Here is a 15239-nt window from a genome sequence, read left to right as displayed (position 1 = left end):
AACAGATTTTAATTAGAGTTCATTACTTCCTCAAGATAGAAGTTATTGTAAACTTCTTTTGCTTGTTCTTTAGAACAATAGTCTAATAGAGGAATATTTTGTTGGTTGATATAGTTTTTCACATCTTCTGGAATCATCTCTTCTCCTTTCGCAACTGCATCTGCATATTGTAAAGAAGCTTGAATCATACCCAAATGTGTAGGTTTTTCTAAATATGTTTGTACATCAGCTTCTACCTTATCAAAAGCTAATTTTTTAACTAATTCGTTATCTAATTCTCCTTCAAATCCGTTGTCAAATAAAGAAACAACAACTTTCGCATCTTGAAAGAAAGGATCGTCAGAATAATATTTTTTTAGATACAATGGTACTAAACTAGACATCCAACCCATTACGTGAACAACATCTGGTTTCCAGTTTAATTTTTTTACTGTCTCTAAAACTCCTTTTGCGAAGAAAATAGAACGCTCGTCGTTATCAGAAAATAATCCATTATCTTCTCCATAAACTTCTTTACGTTTGAAATATTCTTCGTTATCAATAAAATACACTTGTAGTCTTTCTCCTGGAACAGAAGCGACTTTAATGATTAATGGTTGATCCAAATCATTAATAATCATGTTCATACCTGAAAGTCGTATTACTTCGTGTAATTGGTGTCTTCTTTCGTTAATTGCTCCAAATCTTGGCATAAAGATTCTTACATCTGCGCCACTACTTTGCATGATTTTTGGCAAATCTAATGCTTGTGAAGACATCGGATTTTCAGGAAAGTAAGGTACCATTTCTGTTGTTACATACAATATGCGCTTTCCTTCCATAATTTCTACTCTCTTTTCCTAATGAATAATAAGGCACAAATTTACAAAAAAATGTTGATATATTATTTGCTTATAGTAGCTTTGCGAGATATTAGTTTTTTTTTAACAAATCAATGTTATGGTTATATTTAACGAAAAGGAAAAATTAACTCCCGCAATCGTCGAGTTAAAAAACCAAAACAAAACCATTGGCTTTATCCCTACAATGGGCGCTTTACACGAAGGTCACATGTCTTTAGTCAAAGCTTCTAAAGCTCAAAACGACTACACAATCGTCAGCATTTTTGTCAATCCGACACAATTTAATAATCCAGAAGATTTAGCAAAATATCCTCGAACTGAGGAAAATGATAAAGAATTGTTAATGAAAAATGGATGTGATTTTGTCTATATGCCTACTGTTGAGGATTTATATGATGCAAATGAAGGTGCAAAACATTACGATTTTGGCACAATAGACCAAGTGATGGAAGGCGCTTCTCGTCCTGGACATTTTGATGGAGTTGCCACAATTGTTTGCAAATTATTCAAAGCAGTTCAGCCAACAAGAGCATATTTTGGAGAGAAAGATTTTCAGCAAATTCGTATCATTCAAGAAATGGTAAAACAAGAAAATTTAGATGTCGAAATTGTTCCAATGCCAATTCATAGAGCAGATTCTGGTTTAGCATTTAGTTCAAGAAATGCACGTTTATCAACGCAACAAACTTCGGATGCACCACAAATTTATTCAATTTTATCGCAAGCTGTAACACTTAAAAAAGAAGGAAAAGATGTTGCTGAAGTAAAAGCTTTCGTCGAAAATGAATTCAAAAATTCACCCTTCGAATTAGAATATTTTGAAATAACAGATGAAGAAACCTTGTTGTCTATCGAACATTTTTCTGAGGCCTATAATATTCGTGGATTTGTCGTTGCCTATGCAGGTGATGTACGTTTAATCGATAATATTCAGTTTTAATTAAATATAATAAATTTCTCAAATCAATAGAAAAATATTGAAACAGGTTTTGAAATTTATAAATTCAGTGTAACTTTGCAAGATTATGATGGTAGAAGTTTTTCACTCTAAGATACATAGAGTTAAGGTAACAGACGCAAAATTAAACTACATCGGAAGTATTACAATCGACGAAGATTTGATAGATGCTGCCAATATGGTTGTGGGTCAGAAAGTACAAATCGTGGTACAAGAGAATGGCGAACGATTTGAAACTTATATTATAAAAGGTAAACGTGGAAGTGGCGAAATCTGTCTGAATGGACCTGCAGCGCGTAAAGTACAAGTTGGTGACACAGTTATCATCATTACGTATGCGATGATGGAGTTTGAGGAAGCCAAAACATACGAACCAACAATTGTTTTCCCTAACGAGAACAATCGTTTAGATTAAGAAATTAATTTTCAACAATTTATATGAAGAGTAAGATCAAACAATCGCTCTTCTTAATCACTGCTTCATTGTTAGCCGTATTTTTTGTCGTGGTAACAGTGAAGCAAATTGATTTCGAACGAGTTGCAAAAGTTTTAAAACAAACCAATTATTTTTGGATTTTTGCATCTATGGCAATCAGTATTCTCACATATTGGATACGCGCCGCTCGTTGGAATCTTCTTCTAAAGCCAATGGGCTACAACACACAAACCTCATCTGGTTTTTGGGCTATTGCATTTGCATATTTTATGAATTTGACCATTCCTCGAAGTGGTGAAGTGGCTCGTGCAACAAGTTTCTATAAAATGGAAAAAGTGCCGTTTGAGAAATCTTTCGGAACAGTAGTTTTAGAGCGTGTAATTGACGTTTTATTTTTGGGATTATTTTTCGGTTTAACACTTATTTTCAATTATGAAACATTCATCAAATTTGTAGAATTAGGAAACAAAGAAAAAGTACATCAACCAACAGCTGAACCTTCTTTCTTAAAATACTACATCACAATTGGAGTTCTTGTTTTAGGAATTGGATTAATCGCTATTTTCTGGAAAAAAATTAGTCAATTAAAGTTTTTTGAAAAAATCAAAACCTTTCTATTTGGACTTTGGGAAGGTATAAAATCAATCTCGAAATTAGAAAAAAGAGGCTTATTCATTTTTTATTCTTTCGCACTTTGGATTTGTTATTTCCTAATGACTTTCCTTGTTTTCTTTGCTTTTCCAGACACCAAAAATTTTAGTATACCAGAAGGTTTATTTCTATTGATTGCAGGATCTTTGGGAATGATTTTGCCTGTTTCGGGAGGTTTGGCTTATCCGTATATTATGTCGATTGCATTTTCGGCCGTTTATTTAGCAAAAGGCGGAGATCAGCACGAAGGACGAGCAATTGGCGATTATTTTGGGTTAATTCTTTATATTGCTCAAGTTGTATCGATGATTAGTTTTGGGTTGATTGCTATTTATAAAATCGCACGAATTCGTCGAGATTCTACACAATAATTTCGCATATAAAAAATTTTTATTTCTTTATCATTTCCATATACTTAGGCGCTTGTTCCTCTAAAGTTTCTGTGATTTTATCGTATTTATTTTCTTTTACGAGTTTTTCTAATTCAAAATTCGCATAACAATATCGCACATAATCGGTGACTTTATTTTCTGGAATATTCAACGTTTCGATGAAATAATTTGAGGTAAAATAATTCTCCAAATCTTTGATTCTATCTTCTTTTTTGAAATATTCATTTTGTTTTTTATCTTTTTTCTTTTGCCCAGAAATAGATGCTATCCACAAAGAAGGATCCAACAACCCATTATTATTAATTGTAAAAGTCATGTTAGGATTTATCTTTCGGAAGCGCAAATTTGGATCAAAACCCAAGTTCAAATTATCATACAATTTATCTACTTTTCCGTGTTCTAACTTGATGTTATTCTTAAAATTTTTGTCTAACGTATTAATTCGAGCCTCGGCAAGTTCAATCGTTTCAATATTCAAATGAATCGTCAGCATTCCTTTTGCTAAAATATCCGATGTAATTTTTATTGTACGTTCTTTGTAAAAATCGTGCGTAAATATCAATTCATCTCCCACAGAAGCTTTGATCGAAAACATTCCATTTTCGTTTGTCAAAACTCTAGCATTAGTCATTTCGTTCACAATCAAAATATGATCCACAGCATCTTGCCCAACAACACCATCATCAATTACCACTTTTCCAGTAATCAAAGTTGTTTGCGCAAAAGAAAAAGTGCTTATCAAACTAAAAATTATAACGTATAAAATTTTATTCATTCTTTTTGATTTTTGACAAATAAATCGGCGCTTGTTCCTCTAAAATCTGAGTAATTTTATCATAATTATTTGCTGCGACCAATTTATCTAATTCAAAATTCGCATAACAATACTTTACATATAATCAGTGACTTTATTTTCGGGAATATTCAATGTTTCGATGAAATAATTTGAGGTGAAATAATTCTCTAAATCCTTGATTTTATCTACCTTTTTGAAATATTCGTTTTGTTTATTATCTTTCTTCTTTTGTCCAGAAATAGTTGCTATCCAATTCGACGGATCCAACAATCCATTATTATTAATTGTAGAAGTCATGTTAGGATTTATCTTTCGGAAACGCAAATTTGGATCAAAACCCAAGTTCAAATTATCATACAATTCATCTACTTTTCCGTGTTCTAACTTGATGTTATTCTTAAAATTTCTGTCCAACGTATTAATTCGCGCTTCAGCAAGTTCAATCGTTTCAATATTCAAATGAATCGTCAGCATTCCTTTTGCTAAAATATCCGATGTAATTTTGATTTTTCGTTCGATATAAAAATCGTGCGTAAAAATCAATTCCTCTCCAACAGACGCTTTAATTGAAAACATTCCGCTCGCATTTGTAAACGCTTTCGCATTCGTCGATTCGTTTGTTACCAAAATATTGTCTACCGCATCTTGTCCAGCAATACCATCATCAATTACCACTTTTCCAGTAATCAAATTGGTTTGTGCAAATGTAAAAACGCTCAACAAATTCAATAATATAATGTATTTTATTCTACTCATTTTTCTTCATTTTTGCTAAATAAATCGGCGCTTGTTCATCAATCACGAAAAGTATTTCATCAAAATTATTATCTCTTAACAACTTCGGAAAGTCAAAATTCGAATAACAATAATCTAAAAAATCATTTATTTTTCCTTCAGGAATTTTCAAATCATTCACAAAATAATAGGTCGTAAAAAATTTATGAAGTGCAAGTATTTGATCTTCTTTTACAACTTTTATTGGAACAGGATTTTTAACACGTTTTTTTGGACTTTTAAAGAGATTCATTTTCCTAATAAATTTACTCCACCAACTTGTTTAATCGTTCTATTCACTCTTTCTTCGTCATGTTTAAGATTCAATTCTGCTTTAAATTCCGGAGAAACAAAGCCCATTTCATCATTTAATTTCTCTTGAAACGATTTCTCTTTTCCTAAATTCTTAAGTGCATCCTTATTCAATTTCTGAATATTCGTTTCTGCTAATTCAATTACTTCGATGTTCACGTGAATTGTAACAAAACCTTTAGCAATCATTGTTTCAGAAACCTTAATTATTCTTTCTTCAATTCCCGTATGTTTGATTAACAATTCATCATTCAAGTTCACATTGATTGAAAACAATCCATCATTATTTGCTTTGGTTCTAGCTTTAGTCGTTAAATTTTCAATCGAAGTTCCTTCCAAATCAATAACTTCATCTGCATCATCCACAATAATTTTCCCCGAAATTAAAGTCGATTGTGCATAGGCAGAAATACAAAAAATATAAAAAAAGCTAAGAAGTAAAATTCTTTTCATTGGCATTTTAAAATAGGATTAAAAATAATCGAGAAAATAATTGAAAATCAATATTTAACTCAACTTTATCTAAAGTAGATAATTTGTTAAAAAAGTAAATTATCGTTAACGTTTTTTGATTATTGTATTAAAATTTTTCACACTTATAACTCCATATCTTGTCGCGATAAAACATTATTTTTGTCTAAATTTGAAACTATGGCTAAAACAAAAACTACATATTTCTGCCAAAACTGTGGCACGCAAACCTCGCAATGGATGGGACAATGCAAAAGTTGTGGCGAATGGAATACCATTGTTGAAGAAATTGTGGACAAAGGCGACGAAAAAAAATCGTGGAAAGATAAATCGGATAAAAAAGAGAAAACTTTTGCGCTGAATATTCGCGAAATAAATCCATTAGGAGAAATAAGAATTTCAACGAAAAACCAAGAGTTAGACAGAGTTTTAGGAGGCGGAATTGTTCCTGGATCGGTGATTTTGGTTGGTGGAGAACCTGGTGTCGGAAAATCGACATTGATGTTGCAAGTTGCCTTAAAATTAGATACGATTAAAATCTTATATGTTTCTGGAGAAGAATCTGTTTCACAAGTAAAACTTCGTGCTGAACGAATTGGAATTGAATCGGATCAATGTTTTATTTTACCTGAAACCAATACGCAGAAAATATTTGCGCATGCCAAAGAAATTCAACCTCAACTAATTGTGGTCGATTCTGTTCAAACGCTTCAAACCACTTATGTAGAGTCGTCTCCAGGAAGTATTTCGCAAATTCGAGAAACAACTTTTGAACTGATTCAGTACGCAAAAGAAACCAACACACCGATTATTTTAATTGGTCATATTACGAAAGAAGGTGTAATTGCTGGACCAAAAATTTTAGAGCATATGGTAGATGTTGTGTTGCAATTTGAAGGCGATCGCAACCATATTTACCGAATTTTACGTGCAAACAAAAACCGTTTTGGCTCGACTGCAGAAATCGGAATTTATGAAATGCAAGGCGCTGGTTTGCGTGAAGTCACAAATCCATCCGAAGTTTTGATTACCAAAAAAGATGAATTACTAAGCGGAAATGCAATTGCAGCAACTTTGGAAGGTGTTCGCCCGATGTTGATTGAAATTCAAGCTTTGGTTTCAACGGCAGTTTATGGAACTCCACAACGTACTGCGACTGGTTTTGATGCCAAACGATTGAATATGTTGTTAGCAGTTTTAGAAAAACGTGCTGGGTTCAGACTGAATATGAAAGATGTTTTCTTGAATATTACAGGCGGAATTCGAGTGGATGATCCTGCAATTGATTTGGCTGTTATTGCAGCTATTCTTTCATCAAGCGAAGATTCTGCCGTTCCAGATAATTGTTGTTTTGCGGGAGAAGTTGGTTTGAGTGGAGAAATAAGAGCTGTAAATCGTGTTGAACAACGCATTACCGAAGCTGAAAAATTAGGTTTTGATGCAATTTTTGTCTCAAAATACAATAAAATAAAAGATACAGATTTTGGAATTCGAATCGTTAGAATATCTAAAGTTGAAGATTTATATCGAATGTTATTTCAATAATTTTTATGAAGAATATTTTTAAAATTAGTTTTATCAAAACTATTATTTTCAATTTTACTTATTTTAAATTTAATCAAGCTCTAAAATTTCCTGTATTGATTAGTTCTAATTTTCGTCTAAAATTTCTTTCTGGAAAAGTTAATATACCAAAAGACTCGTCATTCGGTTTGATTAAACTTGGTTTTGGTGATGTTTCCATTTTTGATAGAAAATCTTCAAAAGGAATTTGGGAAAATAATGGAATAATAAATTTTAATGGTCGTACAAATATTGGCCATGGGTCAAAAATTTCAGTTGGTAAAGATGGAATATTAACTTTTGGTCAGAATTTTAACATTACTGCGGAATCTTCTATTGTTTGTTACAATAACATTTCTTTTGGCAATAACTGTCTATTATCTTGGGATATACTTATTATGGATACCGATTTTCATAAAATTTATAATCAAGATAAAACTTATATTAATCCAAATAAAGCTATTCTAATTGGTGATAACGTTTGGATGTGTAATAAAGTACAAATTTTGAAAGGTTTATCTATTGCAAATGGCTGTATAGTAGGAAGTAATACCGTTGTAAGTAAATCTTTAAAAATAGAAAACGCTATATATAGTGGAAATATAAATACACCTATCAAAGAAAATATTTCTTGGGAAATATAATTTTTTGATTAACAGTATTTTTTTTACTTTTATTTCAAACAAAAAAACTTTATTATGGATTATTCTAACCAATCTACTCAAGATTTTAATCAACCTCAACAATCTTCCTTTGAAGAAATTAAACCGAAACCAGAAAATAACCTTGTCTTGGCCATCATCGGTACTGTTTTAGGACTTTGTTCTCCTTGTTGCATCGGTACTATTGTAGGTATTATTGCAATTGTTTTTGCAAATCAAGTGAATACAAAACACAATATTGGCGATTATACAGGTGCTGAACAAGCAGCTAAAAATTCTAAAATATTAGCTTACGTTGCAATTGGCTTAGGTGTAATTGGTGTTATTATAAATGTTGTGATATTAATTACAGGAGGTATGGATGCTTATATGGAGCAATATAAAAGTATTTTAGAAAGCTCTAACGGAAATTAATCATATGATAAAACGGATTTTGGTTTATGGACTATCAACACTTTTACCCATTTTGGTAATTGTCTATTTTTATAGTTATTACAGCAACCAAAGTCCGTTTTCTATCAAATGTATGTTTCATGAAATAACAGGTTTATGGTGTCCTGGCTGTGGCGGTCAACGTGCTTTTTCCTTACTTGTTCACGGACATTTTTTACAATCGTTACGATACAATCTTATTTTGCCTTTTGCACTTTACATTTGTGTACAATTGTATTATGCTATTATTGAAAATATTTTTTTAGGCAAACCAATGTCAGGCAAATTACATCTTCCCGAAAGTTTTGCTAGAAATTTCTTAATCTTCCTTTTGGTTTATTCTATTTTGAGAAACATTCCTCTTTCACCTTTTATATATTTGGCACCAGAAAGTTAGAAAATATGGGATTAGATACTGTTGAATTAATCATGGAATTTGAAAATCATTTCAATATTCGTTTTAAAGATGAAGATATTCAGCAAATAAGTCGAGTTGAGGAAATTTCAAACCTAATTTGTCAAATGATTGATATTACTTCCGAAAACAAAGAAGAATTTAATTCACTTTATGCTTTATTTCAGGATTATTTTGGAAATCATATTCAACTAGCAGATAAAATATCAAATTACTTACAAATAAATAACTTTCAAGATTTAAGCAATTTTTTAAATCTAAAAATTAAAAATTATTCTAATATTTTAAAATATATTTTCTTAGATTATCATTTTATTAAATGGGAAGAACTTACTGTTGAAGAGTTTATCAATGCAATTTTAATTACAAATTGTAAACATCTTTTTGATAACAATACACCTAAAACTCAATATCAAGTTTATTTAATTGTAGGAAGTATTATTTTGGACAGAATAGGTTGTCCAGTTTATGACATACAACCATACGCAAGTATTACGAGAAATTTGCGAATTGACTAAATTAAAAAAATCAGAGAACTATTCCTCTGATTTCTTATTTGCTGTTCGTGGATTTTGACGCTCCTCGCCTTCTTTCAATTCTCCTCGACGTATTCTATTTTTGTCCGAATCTTTGTCATCATTTGGTAAAGAAACTGGTTGATTTGCCTCTCCTAAAACCCAAGTTTCGGTCGCATCCCACATCGCTCTAATTTTGATTGGCTCTGGATACAAATAAATTGGTTCGGGCTGTTTACCTGATAAATAATCGCCAGTATCCCATTTTCCATTTTCGTTTTCATCAACCAATAAACGGAACAAATATTCTCCTGGCTCAATAAAATTGAACTCAAAATAGTTTTTATTTGCTGGATTATAAATTTCTTCAATTACTGTAAAATCTTTATCAGTCTTTAAAAACTGTAAAATAAATGGTTTTGATGGTGTATTTTGAAGCGTTAATTTTAAATGTCCAAAATCTCCACGCGTTCCCATTTTTATAGGATAAGCAAGTGTATCATTCTTCTCTCCTAACACGTCTGTCAACGCATTTGGATAGATATTAACTTCAAATTTTTCATCTAAATTTTTCTCAAAAGCAAAATTCAAATTCTGAGCATTCACTGTATCGATCGAAACTTTGAATGGAATGGAAACCGTATCCTTAAACACATAAATTTTAGATAAATCCAATGATTTTATTGGTGCATTTGCCTGAATTTTAAACGGTTTATTTGGTGCTAATTTTTGATCATTTATTGCTTTAAATTCTAATTTTCGTTCAGTATTCGATTTTGAGTATAATGCACTTACTTCATCAATTTGATCTTTATGTTGAACCTTGAAGTTCAATTTTGCACTTCTTCCTACAATTGTATCCACTTTTGGATTGAACCAAAAATTAATCGAATCTTGTCTTGGAAACTTCTGAATATAAGCCGTTTTGAATTCTTTCCCAACCGGCGTTATCGTAACATCATCCGTTGCTCCTGTCGTTTTAAAAACAATTAAACCTTCTTGTTTAAAACTCGCTTCAGGTTTACGATAATCTGGTTTTTGATTGAATAAATTCAAGTTGATTTGTTGATTCGCATTCAGCTCAATTGGTTCGTTATGAAAAGCCAAACGCTCTTTTCCATAATCGTACATCACATTTTCTACCTTATCCTCAAAAGCAATTAATTTATACTTACCCGAAGCCAAATAATTTAATTGATATTCTCCTTTATCATTGGCTCTCGCAATGTAATATGGTTTCTTTTGCAGAATGATACTGTCTTTGTATGTACTATCTACTTTATATAGCCCGACCAATATCTTTTCTGGTAATTTGAAATCATAAGACGAATTTACACGACCTGTTACCTTCAACGAATCGATAAAACTACCTGTCGAAAAAACATATTGAAAGTTTGATAACTTATTATTTTCGTTAAAATCTTGAATCGCATCTCCAAAATTGAAACTATACGTCGTATTTGGTAACAAGGGTTCTTGAAATTTAATCGAAATATATTTCTTCGCTAAAGCTTGCGGCGTCACAATTGGGGGAATCTGAAACGATGGCGAAACAACCACATTTTTGCTGTATTCTTTCAGAAGAATGTACTCATCAAAGTTGATTGTAGCCTCTTGCAAATTAAGATCTACATTCGTAGCCAATGTATCTGGATCAGCTTTTAGGAAAACTGGCGGAGTTTCATCTTTAGGTCCTCCCGTTGGTGAACCTTGTCTTGCACAAGAAATAACCGTCAAAATGGTTAACATCAAAAGCGAAAAACGTGTCGTCTTATTCATGGGCGCAAGTTAAGAAAAAGCTTGTTATTAAGCACAAGCAATGGTAATTACACTTATCTTAAAATTTTCTGAAAGATTAAACTTTTTTATTGCCGATGCAATTGTTGCACCAGTTGTTAAGACATCATCAATCAAAATATAATGTCCAGGTTTAAGATTTGGATTGATTTCAAACGCATCTTTCAAGTTATCCAATCGGTGTTTTTTGTCTTCATTTACTTGAGATGAATTGTATTTAGTTCGGATTAATCCATCCGAAAAATAATTTATCTGGTTGATTTCTGCCAACGTTCGTGCAAAATTTTCTACTTGATTGTAGCCTCTTGTTTTCAATCGTTTTGAATGCAATGGAATCGGAATAATTCCGTCATAATGACTCAAATCAAACTTAATCAATTGCGCTAAATCAATTCCAATTTCTGGACGATTCCTATATTTCATTTCATGTAAAATGGCTTGCGTGGTGTTATGATGTTTAAATTCTAACAAAGAAAATGCATTTTCGACCTCGCAAAAATTTCTCAATTTATCATAAGCGCGATTATTTTGATCGAATTTAAAATGTGTGAAAACAAGTTTAGTTGAGCACGAAACACACAGAAATTGCGAAGGTTGAATGACGTCTTGACAATCCAAACAACGCATCGGAAAAAATAAATCAACCAAAGAATTTACGATTGTTTTGATTTCCATTACCTTTGCAAATTAAAGTTTAGTACTAAATTTAATGAAAATCATTCGACTTACAAAAGCTTTTACGTTCGAAACTGCACATGCTTTGCATGGTTATGACGGAAAGTGTAAAAATATACATGGACATTCGTACAAATTATTTGTAACTGTGAAAGGAACACCTTCTGAAGACCCAAACGATGTGAAACTTGGAATGGTGATGGATTTTGGGGATTTGAAAAAAATAGTGAACAAAGAAATTGTAAATCTTTTTGATCACGCAATTTTATTGAACGAAAATTCGCCTCACAAAACATTAGGAGAAAAATTATTAGCAGAAGGTCACAATGTTGTTTTTACAGATTATCAACCATCTGCTGAAAATATGATTTTATGGATTGTGGATAAAATTAAACCACTTTTACCAACGAATATCGATTTGGTTGCTTTGAAATTACACGAAACTGAAAATTCTTATGCAGAATGGTTAGCGGAGGACAACCAATAAACATTCAGTTAGAAGCTGGTAAAAAAGCCTATTTTTCTTCGGATCATCATTTTGGTGCTCCGAATGAAAAAGATAGTTTGGTGCGCGAAAAATTGTTTGTAAAATGGCTTGACGAAATAAAAGATGATTGTGGTGTTTTATTTTTGATTGGCGATTTGTTCGATTTTTGGTTTGAATATAAACACGTTGTTCCAAAAGGATTTGTGCGTGTTTTAGGAAAATTAGCCGAAATTTCTGATCGTGGAATTCCAATTTATTTCTTTGTTGGCAATCATGATTTATGGATGAAAGATTATTTGGAAGAACAAATCAATGCAATTGTTTTTCGAGATAAACAAGATTTTATCATCAATGGAAAAGAATTTTTTATCGTTCATGGCGATGGAAAAGGACCTGGTGATAAAGGCTACAAATGCATGAAAAAAGTCTTTACGAACAAAATTTGTCAATTTCTTTTTTATCTACTTCATCCCGATTTGGCAATGTGGTTAGGAATTACAGCTTCACGAAAAAACAAAATGATTTCGGGTGACGAAGATGTTAATTTTTTGGGCGTTGACAACGAATGGTTAATCATGTATAGCCGCAAGCAATTGCATCGAAAATACTACGATTATCTAATTTACGGACATCGACATTTACCAATGGAAATTGCTATAGGCAAAGCACGTCACATCAATCTTGGTGATTGGATTAACTACTTTACTTATGGTATTTTTAATGGAAAAGAATTCGAATTAAAAACTTACCTCCGTGATCAAGGAGAAGAATCGAGGGATTCTATCATAAAAATTATAGATTAGCAAGCAAATCATAAAAACCCAAAGAAATGCCTCTTTTAGCCATTCTATTTTGGGTTTGCTTTCGCTAAAATATCTTGTTAACATCAACATAATGCTAAAACCTAAAAAAGCAAGATAAGCATCGTTATTTCCTCCGTAAAGAATATACGTAATCAACATTGTTCCAAACATAAAATGCATCAACAAAAAGATACGTTTCTTTTGTGCTGTCAATTTATTCACATTCTTGAAATGATTGATAATTGAATAAATTAGAATAATTGCAATTGGAACTAAAAACAATTGTTTCCATTCGAAATGTACCATTGTAAACATTAATTGTTCTTTATAAAAATCGAACATAAAGTAATAATCGAGCAGAAAACTAACTTGAGCAACGATTAATATTGGCAAAAGAAATCCTAGAAAACCAAGGATAGGAATTTTTGGTTCTACCACTCTTAAAGTCAAGAAATAAGTAAAAACTACAATTCCTAAGAAAATAAGTGGTGGACTTAATAAAATTGCAAAACTCATAAAAACGCCTATATCAAATGCATTGTACGTATCGTTTTTTTCGGACTCAAAATAGAGTAATTGCACTGTTACATAAGTCACAAGCAACAAACTTCCAGCAATTCGATAATCTGATAATCCTGCAATAAAAGGCATTATCCACAAAATATAAGTAAACGTTGGATAGGAAGAAGTCGAAATTAAATCATTTGTATTGTCGATATACCCTACAAAAGCAATCGTCAAAATTGTCAGGATTACCCCTAATTTTTCTAAATTACTCAGATCAATACTGTTAAAATTAGTAACTCCAAGCAATGTAAACAACACAATGATAAAAATCTGTATAAAAAAATTCCTTTTGTCAAGTAGATTAACCAACATTTTATTAACTTTGATGCAAATTAAGCAATAAACTAGAATATGGGAGTTATAACTGATTTATTTTTTGCGATTGGTGATATTTTCAAATGGACTTTTGAAAACTTATTATCTCCAGTTGGTGTTATCTTTGGATGGTTATTTACATTCATCGGATGCGCATTGATGGGATGGTGGTTATATAAAATCGCTAGCTTTGGAACCGAAAATGAAAAAAGATACGAAAGATAATTTATCTTATATTGTATAAAATATATTTTCGAATTAATTCGAAAAACCCTTTACAAAGTTGTAAAGGGTTTTTTTGTGGGAATAAATAGAATAAATCCTGTTTTTCAGCGTTAAGGAAGAAAGAAAAATAATAATTGTTTATTAAATTAGACATTCTAAAACTTAAAAATACATAAAAAACTCATGAATAATAATTCTACTCAACAAGAGAATAATGAAATTGACTTTGGTAATGTTATTTCAAAATTTTCTAAATCATTCGAAAAATTATTTATCAAACTAAGTCAGTTTTCCACTTATTTAATATCAAAAAAATATATTTTTCTAATCATACTTATAATTGGTGTAACCTTTGGATATATTTTAGATAAAACAACATGTAATTATGAATATAAATTATTCGTAAAAGCTAAATATGGTTATGTAGATAATTTATATAATAAAATAGATTTAATAAATTCTAAATTTACTTCAAAAGATACTGTTTTCTTAAAAAAGAATGGTTTATTGTACGATGGCATATCAAAGATTGAAATAGAACCTGTTGTAGATCCTTATGAATTTGGAGGGAGAAATGAGGCAAATTTAGAGTTAATGAAAACTTTTTCGGAAGATATTGATTTGAAAAAAATCATTAACGAAACAGATTTTTATAAAAACTATCCGAATCACTCGATTATAATAAAGTCCTCTTCACAGTATCCAATAGAAAAATTTAAAAAAAGTTTATCAGCTTATTTAAATAATAACCCTATACTTAATGAATTGATGAAAATTACGTTAACAAATGATCGTAACAAACTAAAATTCAACGAAAGTACAATAGCGCAAATTGATACTATTTTAAATGATATGTCAAAAAATAAAGGAAGTCAATCCTTAGTTATAACTGCTCAATCGCAGGTTGGAGATATGTTAGCTATAAAAGATAATTTAGCAAAAGAATCTACATTTATAAAAGTTGGAATGTTTGAAGGAAGTAGTTTTTATAATATCTTGGATAGTGATGATTCATTAAAAAAATTAAAATCTAACAATTATAAATTTTTAATCCCTGTTATTTTTCTATTCTTTACATTTTTCTATTTTTTATTGGTATATCTAAAAAAATCAATTAGTAAAAGAATTTTAGAAAAATCGTAAATGATTAA

At 30.9% G+C, this 15239-nt stretch carries 20 protein-coding genes; 12 read left to right on the top strand and 8 right to left on the bottom strand.

Annotation, left to right across the window (positions count from 1 at the left end):
- Positions 1 to 8: 8 nt before the first annotated feature.
- Positions 9 to 821 (bottom strand): glycogen/starch synthase, encoded by an 813-nt coding sequence (locus G0Q09_RS04580; RefSeq protein ID WP_038336009.1) that lies wholly within the window; start codon positions 819 to 821, stop codon positions 9 to 11.
- A 118-nt stretch (positions 822 to 939) separates the two neighbouring features.
- Here G0Q09_RS04580 and panC point away from each other — a divergent pair, with 118 nt between their 5' ends.
- From panC to G0Q09_RS04565, 3 genes are all read left to right on the top strand, one after another.
- The gene (gene panC / locus G0Q09_RS04575; RefSeq protein ID WP_114998532.1) at positions 940 to 1782 is read left to right on the top strand and encodes a pantoate--beta-alanine ligase; all 843 of its coding nucleotides are present in this window, start codon (positions 940 to 942) and stop codon (positions 1780 to 1782) included.
- Between the two features lie 85 nt (positions 1783 to 1867).
- Entirely contained in the window at positions 1868 to 2215 is a 348-nt protein-coding gene (panD, locus tag G0Q09_RS04570; RefSeq protein WP_038336011.1) for an aspartate 1-decarboxylase, read from the top strand.
- A 23-nt stretch (positions 2216 to 2238) separates the two neighbouring features.
- Positions 2239 to 3258 carry a lysylphosphatidylglycerol synthase transmembrane domain-containing protein gene (locus G0Q09_RS04565; protein WP_219034118.1) on the top strand — a complete coding sequence of 340 codons (1020 nt, stop codon included), beginning with the start codon at positions 2239 to 2241 and terminating at the stop codon, positions 3256 to 3258.
- A gap of 19 nt (positions 3259 to 3277) precedes the next feature.
- Here G0Q09_RS04565 and G0Q09_RS04560 read toward each other — a convergent pair whose 3' ends face one another.
- From G0Q09_RS04560 to G0Q09_RS04545, 4 genes are all read right to left on the bottom strand, one after another.
- On the bottom strand, positions 3278 to 4054 hold the full coding sequence (locus tag G0Q09_RS04560; RefSeq protein ID WP_219034117.1) for a hypothetical protein: 777 nt from the start codon (positions 4052 to 4054) through the stop codon (positions 3278 to 3280).
- A gap of 114 nt (positions 4055 to 4168) precedes the next feature.
- Entirely contained in the window at positions 4169 to 4831 is a 663-nt protein-coding gene (locus tag G0Q09_RS04555; protein ID WP_219034116.1) for a hypothetical protein, read from the bottom strand.
- Positions 4824 to 5102 (bottom strand): hypothetical protein, encoded by a 279-nt coding sequence (locus tag G0Q09_RS04550; protein ID WP_219034115.1) that lies wholly within the window; start codon positions 5100 to 5102, stop codon positions 4824 to 4826. The genes G0Q09_RS04555 and G0Q09_RS04550 overlap by 8 nt, the downstream gene beginning before the upstream one ends.
- Entirely contained in the window at positions 5099 to 5614 is a 516-nt protein-coding gene (locus G0Q09_RS04545) for a hypothetical protein (protein ID WP_219034114.1), read from the bottom strand. The genes G0Q09_RS04550 and G0Q09_RS04545 overlap by 4 nt, the downstream gene beginning before the upstream one ends.
- A gap of 198 nt (positions 5615 to 5812) precedes the next feature.
- Here G0Q09_RS04545 and radA point away from each other — a divergent pair, with 198 nt between their 5' ends.
- Genes radA through G0Q09_RS04520 form a run of 5 tightly spaced genes read left to right on the top strand, consistent with a single transcriptional unit; the run spans position 5813 to position 9222 of the window.
- A complete protein-coding gene (radA, locus tag G0Q09_RS04540) occupies positions 5813 to 7177 on the top strand; it encodes a DNA repair protein RadA (protein WP_114998538.1) in 1365 nt (454 codons plus the stop codon).
- 5 nt (positions 7178 to 7182) lie between these two features.
- Positions 7183 to 7839 carry an LbetaH domain-containing protein gene (locus G0Q09_RS04535; protein WP_219034113.1) on the top strand — a complete coding sequence of 219 codons (657 nt, stop codon included), beginning with the start codon at positions 7183 to 7185 and terminating at the stop codon, positions 7837 to 7839.
- A gap of 54 nt (positions 7840 to 7893) precedes the next feature.
- Entirely contained in the window at positions 7894 to 8271 is a 378-nt protein-coding gene (locus G0Q09_RS04530; protein ID WP_219034112.1) for a CD225/dispanin family protein, read from the top strand.
- 4 nt (positions 8272 to 8275) lie between these two features.
- A complete protein-coding gene (locus G0Q09_RS04525; RefSeq protein ID WP_125349134.1) occupies positions 8276 to 8686 on the top strand; it encodes a DUF2752 domain-containing protein in 411 nt (136 codons plus the stop codon).
- A gap of 5 nt (positions 8687 to 8691) precedes the next feature.
- The gene (locus G0Q09_RS04520) at positions 8692 to 9222 is read left to right on the top strand and encodes an acyl carrier protein (RefSeq protein ID WP_125349133.1); all 531 of its coding nucleotides are present in this window, start codon (positions 8692 to 8694) and stop codon (positions 9220 to 9222) included.
- 18 nt (positions 9223 to 9240) lie between these two features.
- On the opposite strand, the gene G0Q09_RS04515 is transcribed toward G0Q09_RS04520, so the two are convergent.
- Together G0Q09_RS04515 and G0Q09_RS04510 are read right to left on the bottom strand one after the other, a co-directional pair.
- Positions 9241 to 10998, bottom strand: coding sequence for an Ig-like domain-containing domain (locus G0Q09_RS04515; RefSeq protein ID WP_125349132.1), 1758 nt, complete (start codon positions 10996 to 10998; stop codon positions 9241 to 9243).
- 27 nt (positions 10999 to 11025) lie between these two features.
- Positions 11026 to 11691: a ComF family protein gene (locus G0Q09_RS04510; protein ID WP_219034111.1), complete on the bottom strand. Its 666-nt coding sequence runs from the start codon at positions 11689 to 11691 to the stop codon at positions 11026 to 11028.
- Positions 11692 to 11725: 34 nt separating this feature from the next.
- On the opposite strand from G0Q09_RS04510, the gene queD reads away from it, so the two are divergent.
- Positions 11726 to 12178, top strand: coding sequence for a 6-carboxytetrahydropterin synthase QueD (queD, locus tag G0Q09_RS04505; protein ID WP_219034110.1), 453 nt, complete (start codon positions 11726 to 11728; stop codon positions 12176 to 12178).
- Positions 12154 to 12981 carry a UDP-2,3-diacylglucosamine diphosphatase gene (locus tag G0Q09_RS04500; RefSeq protein WP_219034109.1) on the top strand — a complete coding sequence of 276 codons (828 nt, stop codon included), beginning with the start codon at positions 12154 to 12156 and terminating at the stop codon, positions 12979 to 12981. Before queD ends, G0Q09_RS04500 begins: the two co-directional genes overlap by 25 nt.
- Here G0Q09_RS04500 and G0Q09_RS04495 read toward each other — a convergent pair.
- Positions 12916 to 13860, bottom strand: coding sequence for a DUF6427 family protein (locus G0Q09_RS04495; RefSeq protein ID WP_219034108.1), 945 nt, complete (start codon positions 13858 to 13860; stop codon positions 12916 to 12918). The genes G0Q09_RS04500 and G0Q09_RS04495 overlap by 66 nt on opposite strands.
- A gap of 39 nt (positions 13861 to 13899) precedes the next feature.
- On the opposite strand from G0Q09_RS04495, the gene G0Q09_RS04490 reads away from it, so the two are divergent.
- Both G0Q09_RS04490 and G0Q09_RS04485 read left to right on the top strand, forming a co-directional pair.
- Positions 13900 to 14088, top strand: coding sequence for a hypothetical protein (locus G0Q09_RS04490; protein WP_219034107.1), 189 nt, complete (start codon positions 13900 to 13902; stop codon positions 14086 to 14088).
- Between the two features lie 183 nt (positions 14089 to 14271).
- Positions 14272 to 15231 carry a hypothetical protein gene (locus G0Q09_RS04485; RefSeq protein WP_219034106.1) on the top strand — a complete coding sequence of 320 codons (960 nt, stop codon included), beginning with the start codon at positions 14272 to 14274 and terminating at the stop codon, positions 15229 to 15231.
- Positions 15232 to 15239 lie beyond the last annotated feature (8 nt).

This window comes from Empedobacter falsenii (assembly GCF_019308355.1).
GTDB lineage: Bacteria > Bacteroidota > Bacteroidia > Flavobacteriales > Weeksellaceae > Empedobacter > Empedobacter falsenii_B.
Note: the sequence above shows the minus strand (reverse complement) of the source record. Positions and strands in the feature narration are given on the sequence as shown.

What these genes read in the sequence shown, in the direction of transcription:
- G0Q09_RS04580 (WP_038336009.1), bottom strand. Translation starts at nt 821, where the DNA reads ATGGAAGGAAAGCGCATATTGTATGTAACAACAGAAATGGTACCTTAC.
- panC (WP_114998532.1), top strand. Translation starts at nt 940, where the DNA reads ATGGTTATATTTAACGAAAAGGAAAAATTAACTCCCGCAATCGTCGAG.
- panD (WP_038336011.1), top strand. Translation starts at nt 1,868, where the DNA reads ATGATGGTAGAAGTTTTTCACTCTAAGATACATAGAGTTAAGGTAACA.
- G0Q09_RS04565 (WP_219034118.1), top strand. Translation starts at nt 2,239, where the DNA reads ATGAAGAGTAAGATCAAACAATCGCTCTTCTTAATCACTGCTTCATTG.
- G0Q09_RS04560 (WP_219034117.1), bottom strand. Translation starts at nt 4,054, where the DNA reads ATGAATAAAATTTTATACGTTATAATTTTTAGTTTGATAAGCACTTTT.
- G0Q09_RS04555 (WP_219034116.1), bottom strand. Translation starts at nt 4,831, where the DNA reads ATGAGTAGAATAAAATACATTATATTATTGAATTTGTTGAGCGTTTTT.
- G0Q09_RS04550 (WP_219034115.1), bottom strand. Translation starts at nt 5,102, where the DNA reads ATGAATCTCTTTAAAAGTCCAAAAAAACGTGTTAAAAATCCTGTTCCA.
- G0Q09_RS04545 (WP_219034114.1), bottom strand. Translation starts at nt 5,614, where the DNA reads ATGAAAAGAATTTTACTTCTTAGCTTTTTTTATATTTTTTGTATTTCT.
- radA (WP_114998538.1), top strand. Translation starts at nt 5,813, where the DNA reads ATGGCTAAAACAAAAACTACATATTTCTGCCAAAACTGTGGCACGCAA.
- G0Q09_RS04535 (WP_219034113.1), top strand. Translation starts at nt 7,183, where the DNA reads ATGAAGAATATTTTTAAAATTAGTTTTATCAAAACTATTATTTTCAAT.
- G0Q09_RS04530 (WP_219034112.1), top strand. Translation starts at nt 7,894, where the DNA reads ATGGATTATTCTAACCAATCTACTCAAGATTTTAATCAACCTCAACAA.
- G0Q09_RS04525 (WP_125349134.1), top strand. Translation starts at nt 8,276, where the DNA reads ATGATAAAACGGATTTTGGTTTATGGACTATCAACACTTTTACCCATT.
- G0Q09_RS04520 (WP_125349133.1), top strand. Translation starts at nt 8,692, where the DNA reads ATGGGATTAGATACTGTTGAATTAATCATGGAATTTGAAAATCATTTC.
- G0Q09_RS04515 (WP_125349132.1), bottom strand. Translation starts at nt 10,998, where the DNA reads ATGAATAAGACGACACGTTTTTCGCTTTTGATGTTAACCATTTTGACG.
- G0Q09_RS04510 (WP_219034111.1), bottom strand. Translation starts at nt 11,691, where the DNA reads ATGGAAATCAAAACAATCGTAAATTCTTTGGTTGATTTATTTTTTCCG.
- queD (WP_219034110.1), top strand. Translation starts at nt 11,726, where the DNA reads ATGAAAATCATTCGACTTACAAAAGCTTTTACGTTCGAAACTGCACAT.
- G0Q09_RS04500 (WP_219034109.1), top strand. Translation starts at nt 12,154, where the DNA reads ATGGTTAGCGGAGGACAACCAATAAACATTCAGTTAGAAGCTGGTAAA.
- G0Q09_RS04495 (WP_219034108.1), bottom strand. Translation starts at nt 13,860, where the DNA reads ATGTTGGTTAATCTACTTGACAAAAGGAATTTTTTTATACAGATTTTT.
- G0Q09_RS04490 (WP_219034107.1), top strand. Translation starts at nt 13,900, where the DNA reads ATGGGAGTTATAACTGATTTATTTTTTGCGATTGGTGATATTTTCAAA.
- G0Q09_RS04485 (WP_219034106.1), top strand. Translation starts at nt 14,272, where the DNA reads ATGAATAATAATTCTACTCAACAAGAGAATAATGAAATTGACTTTGGT.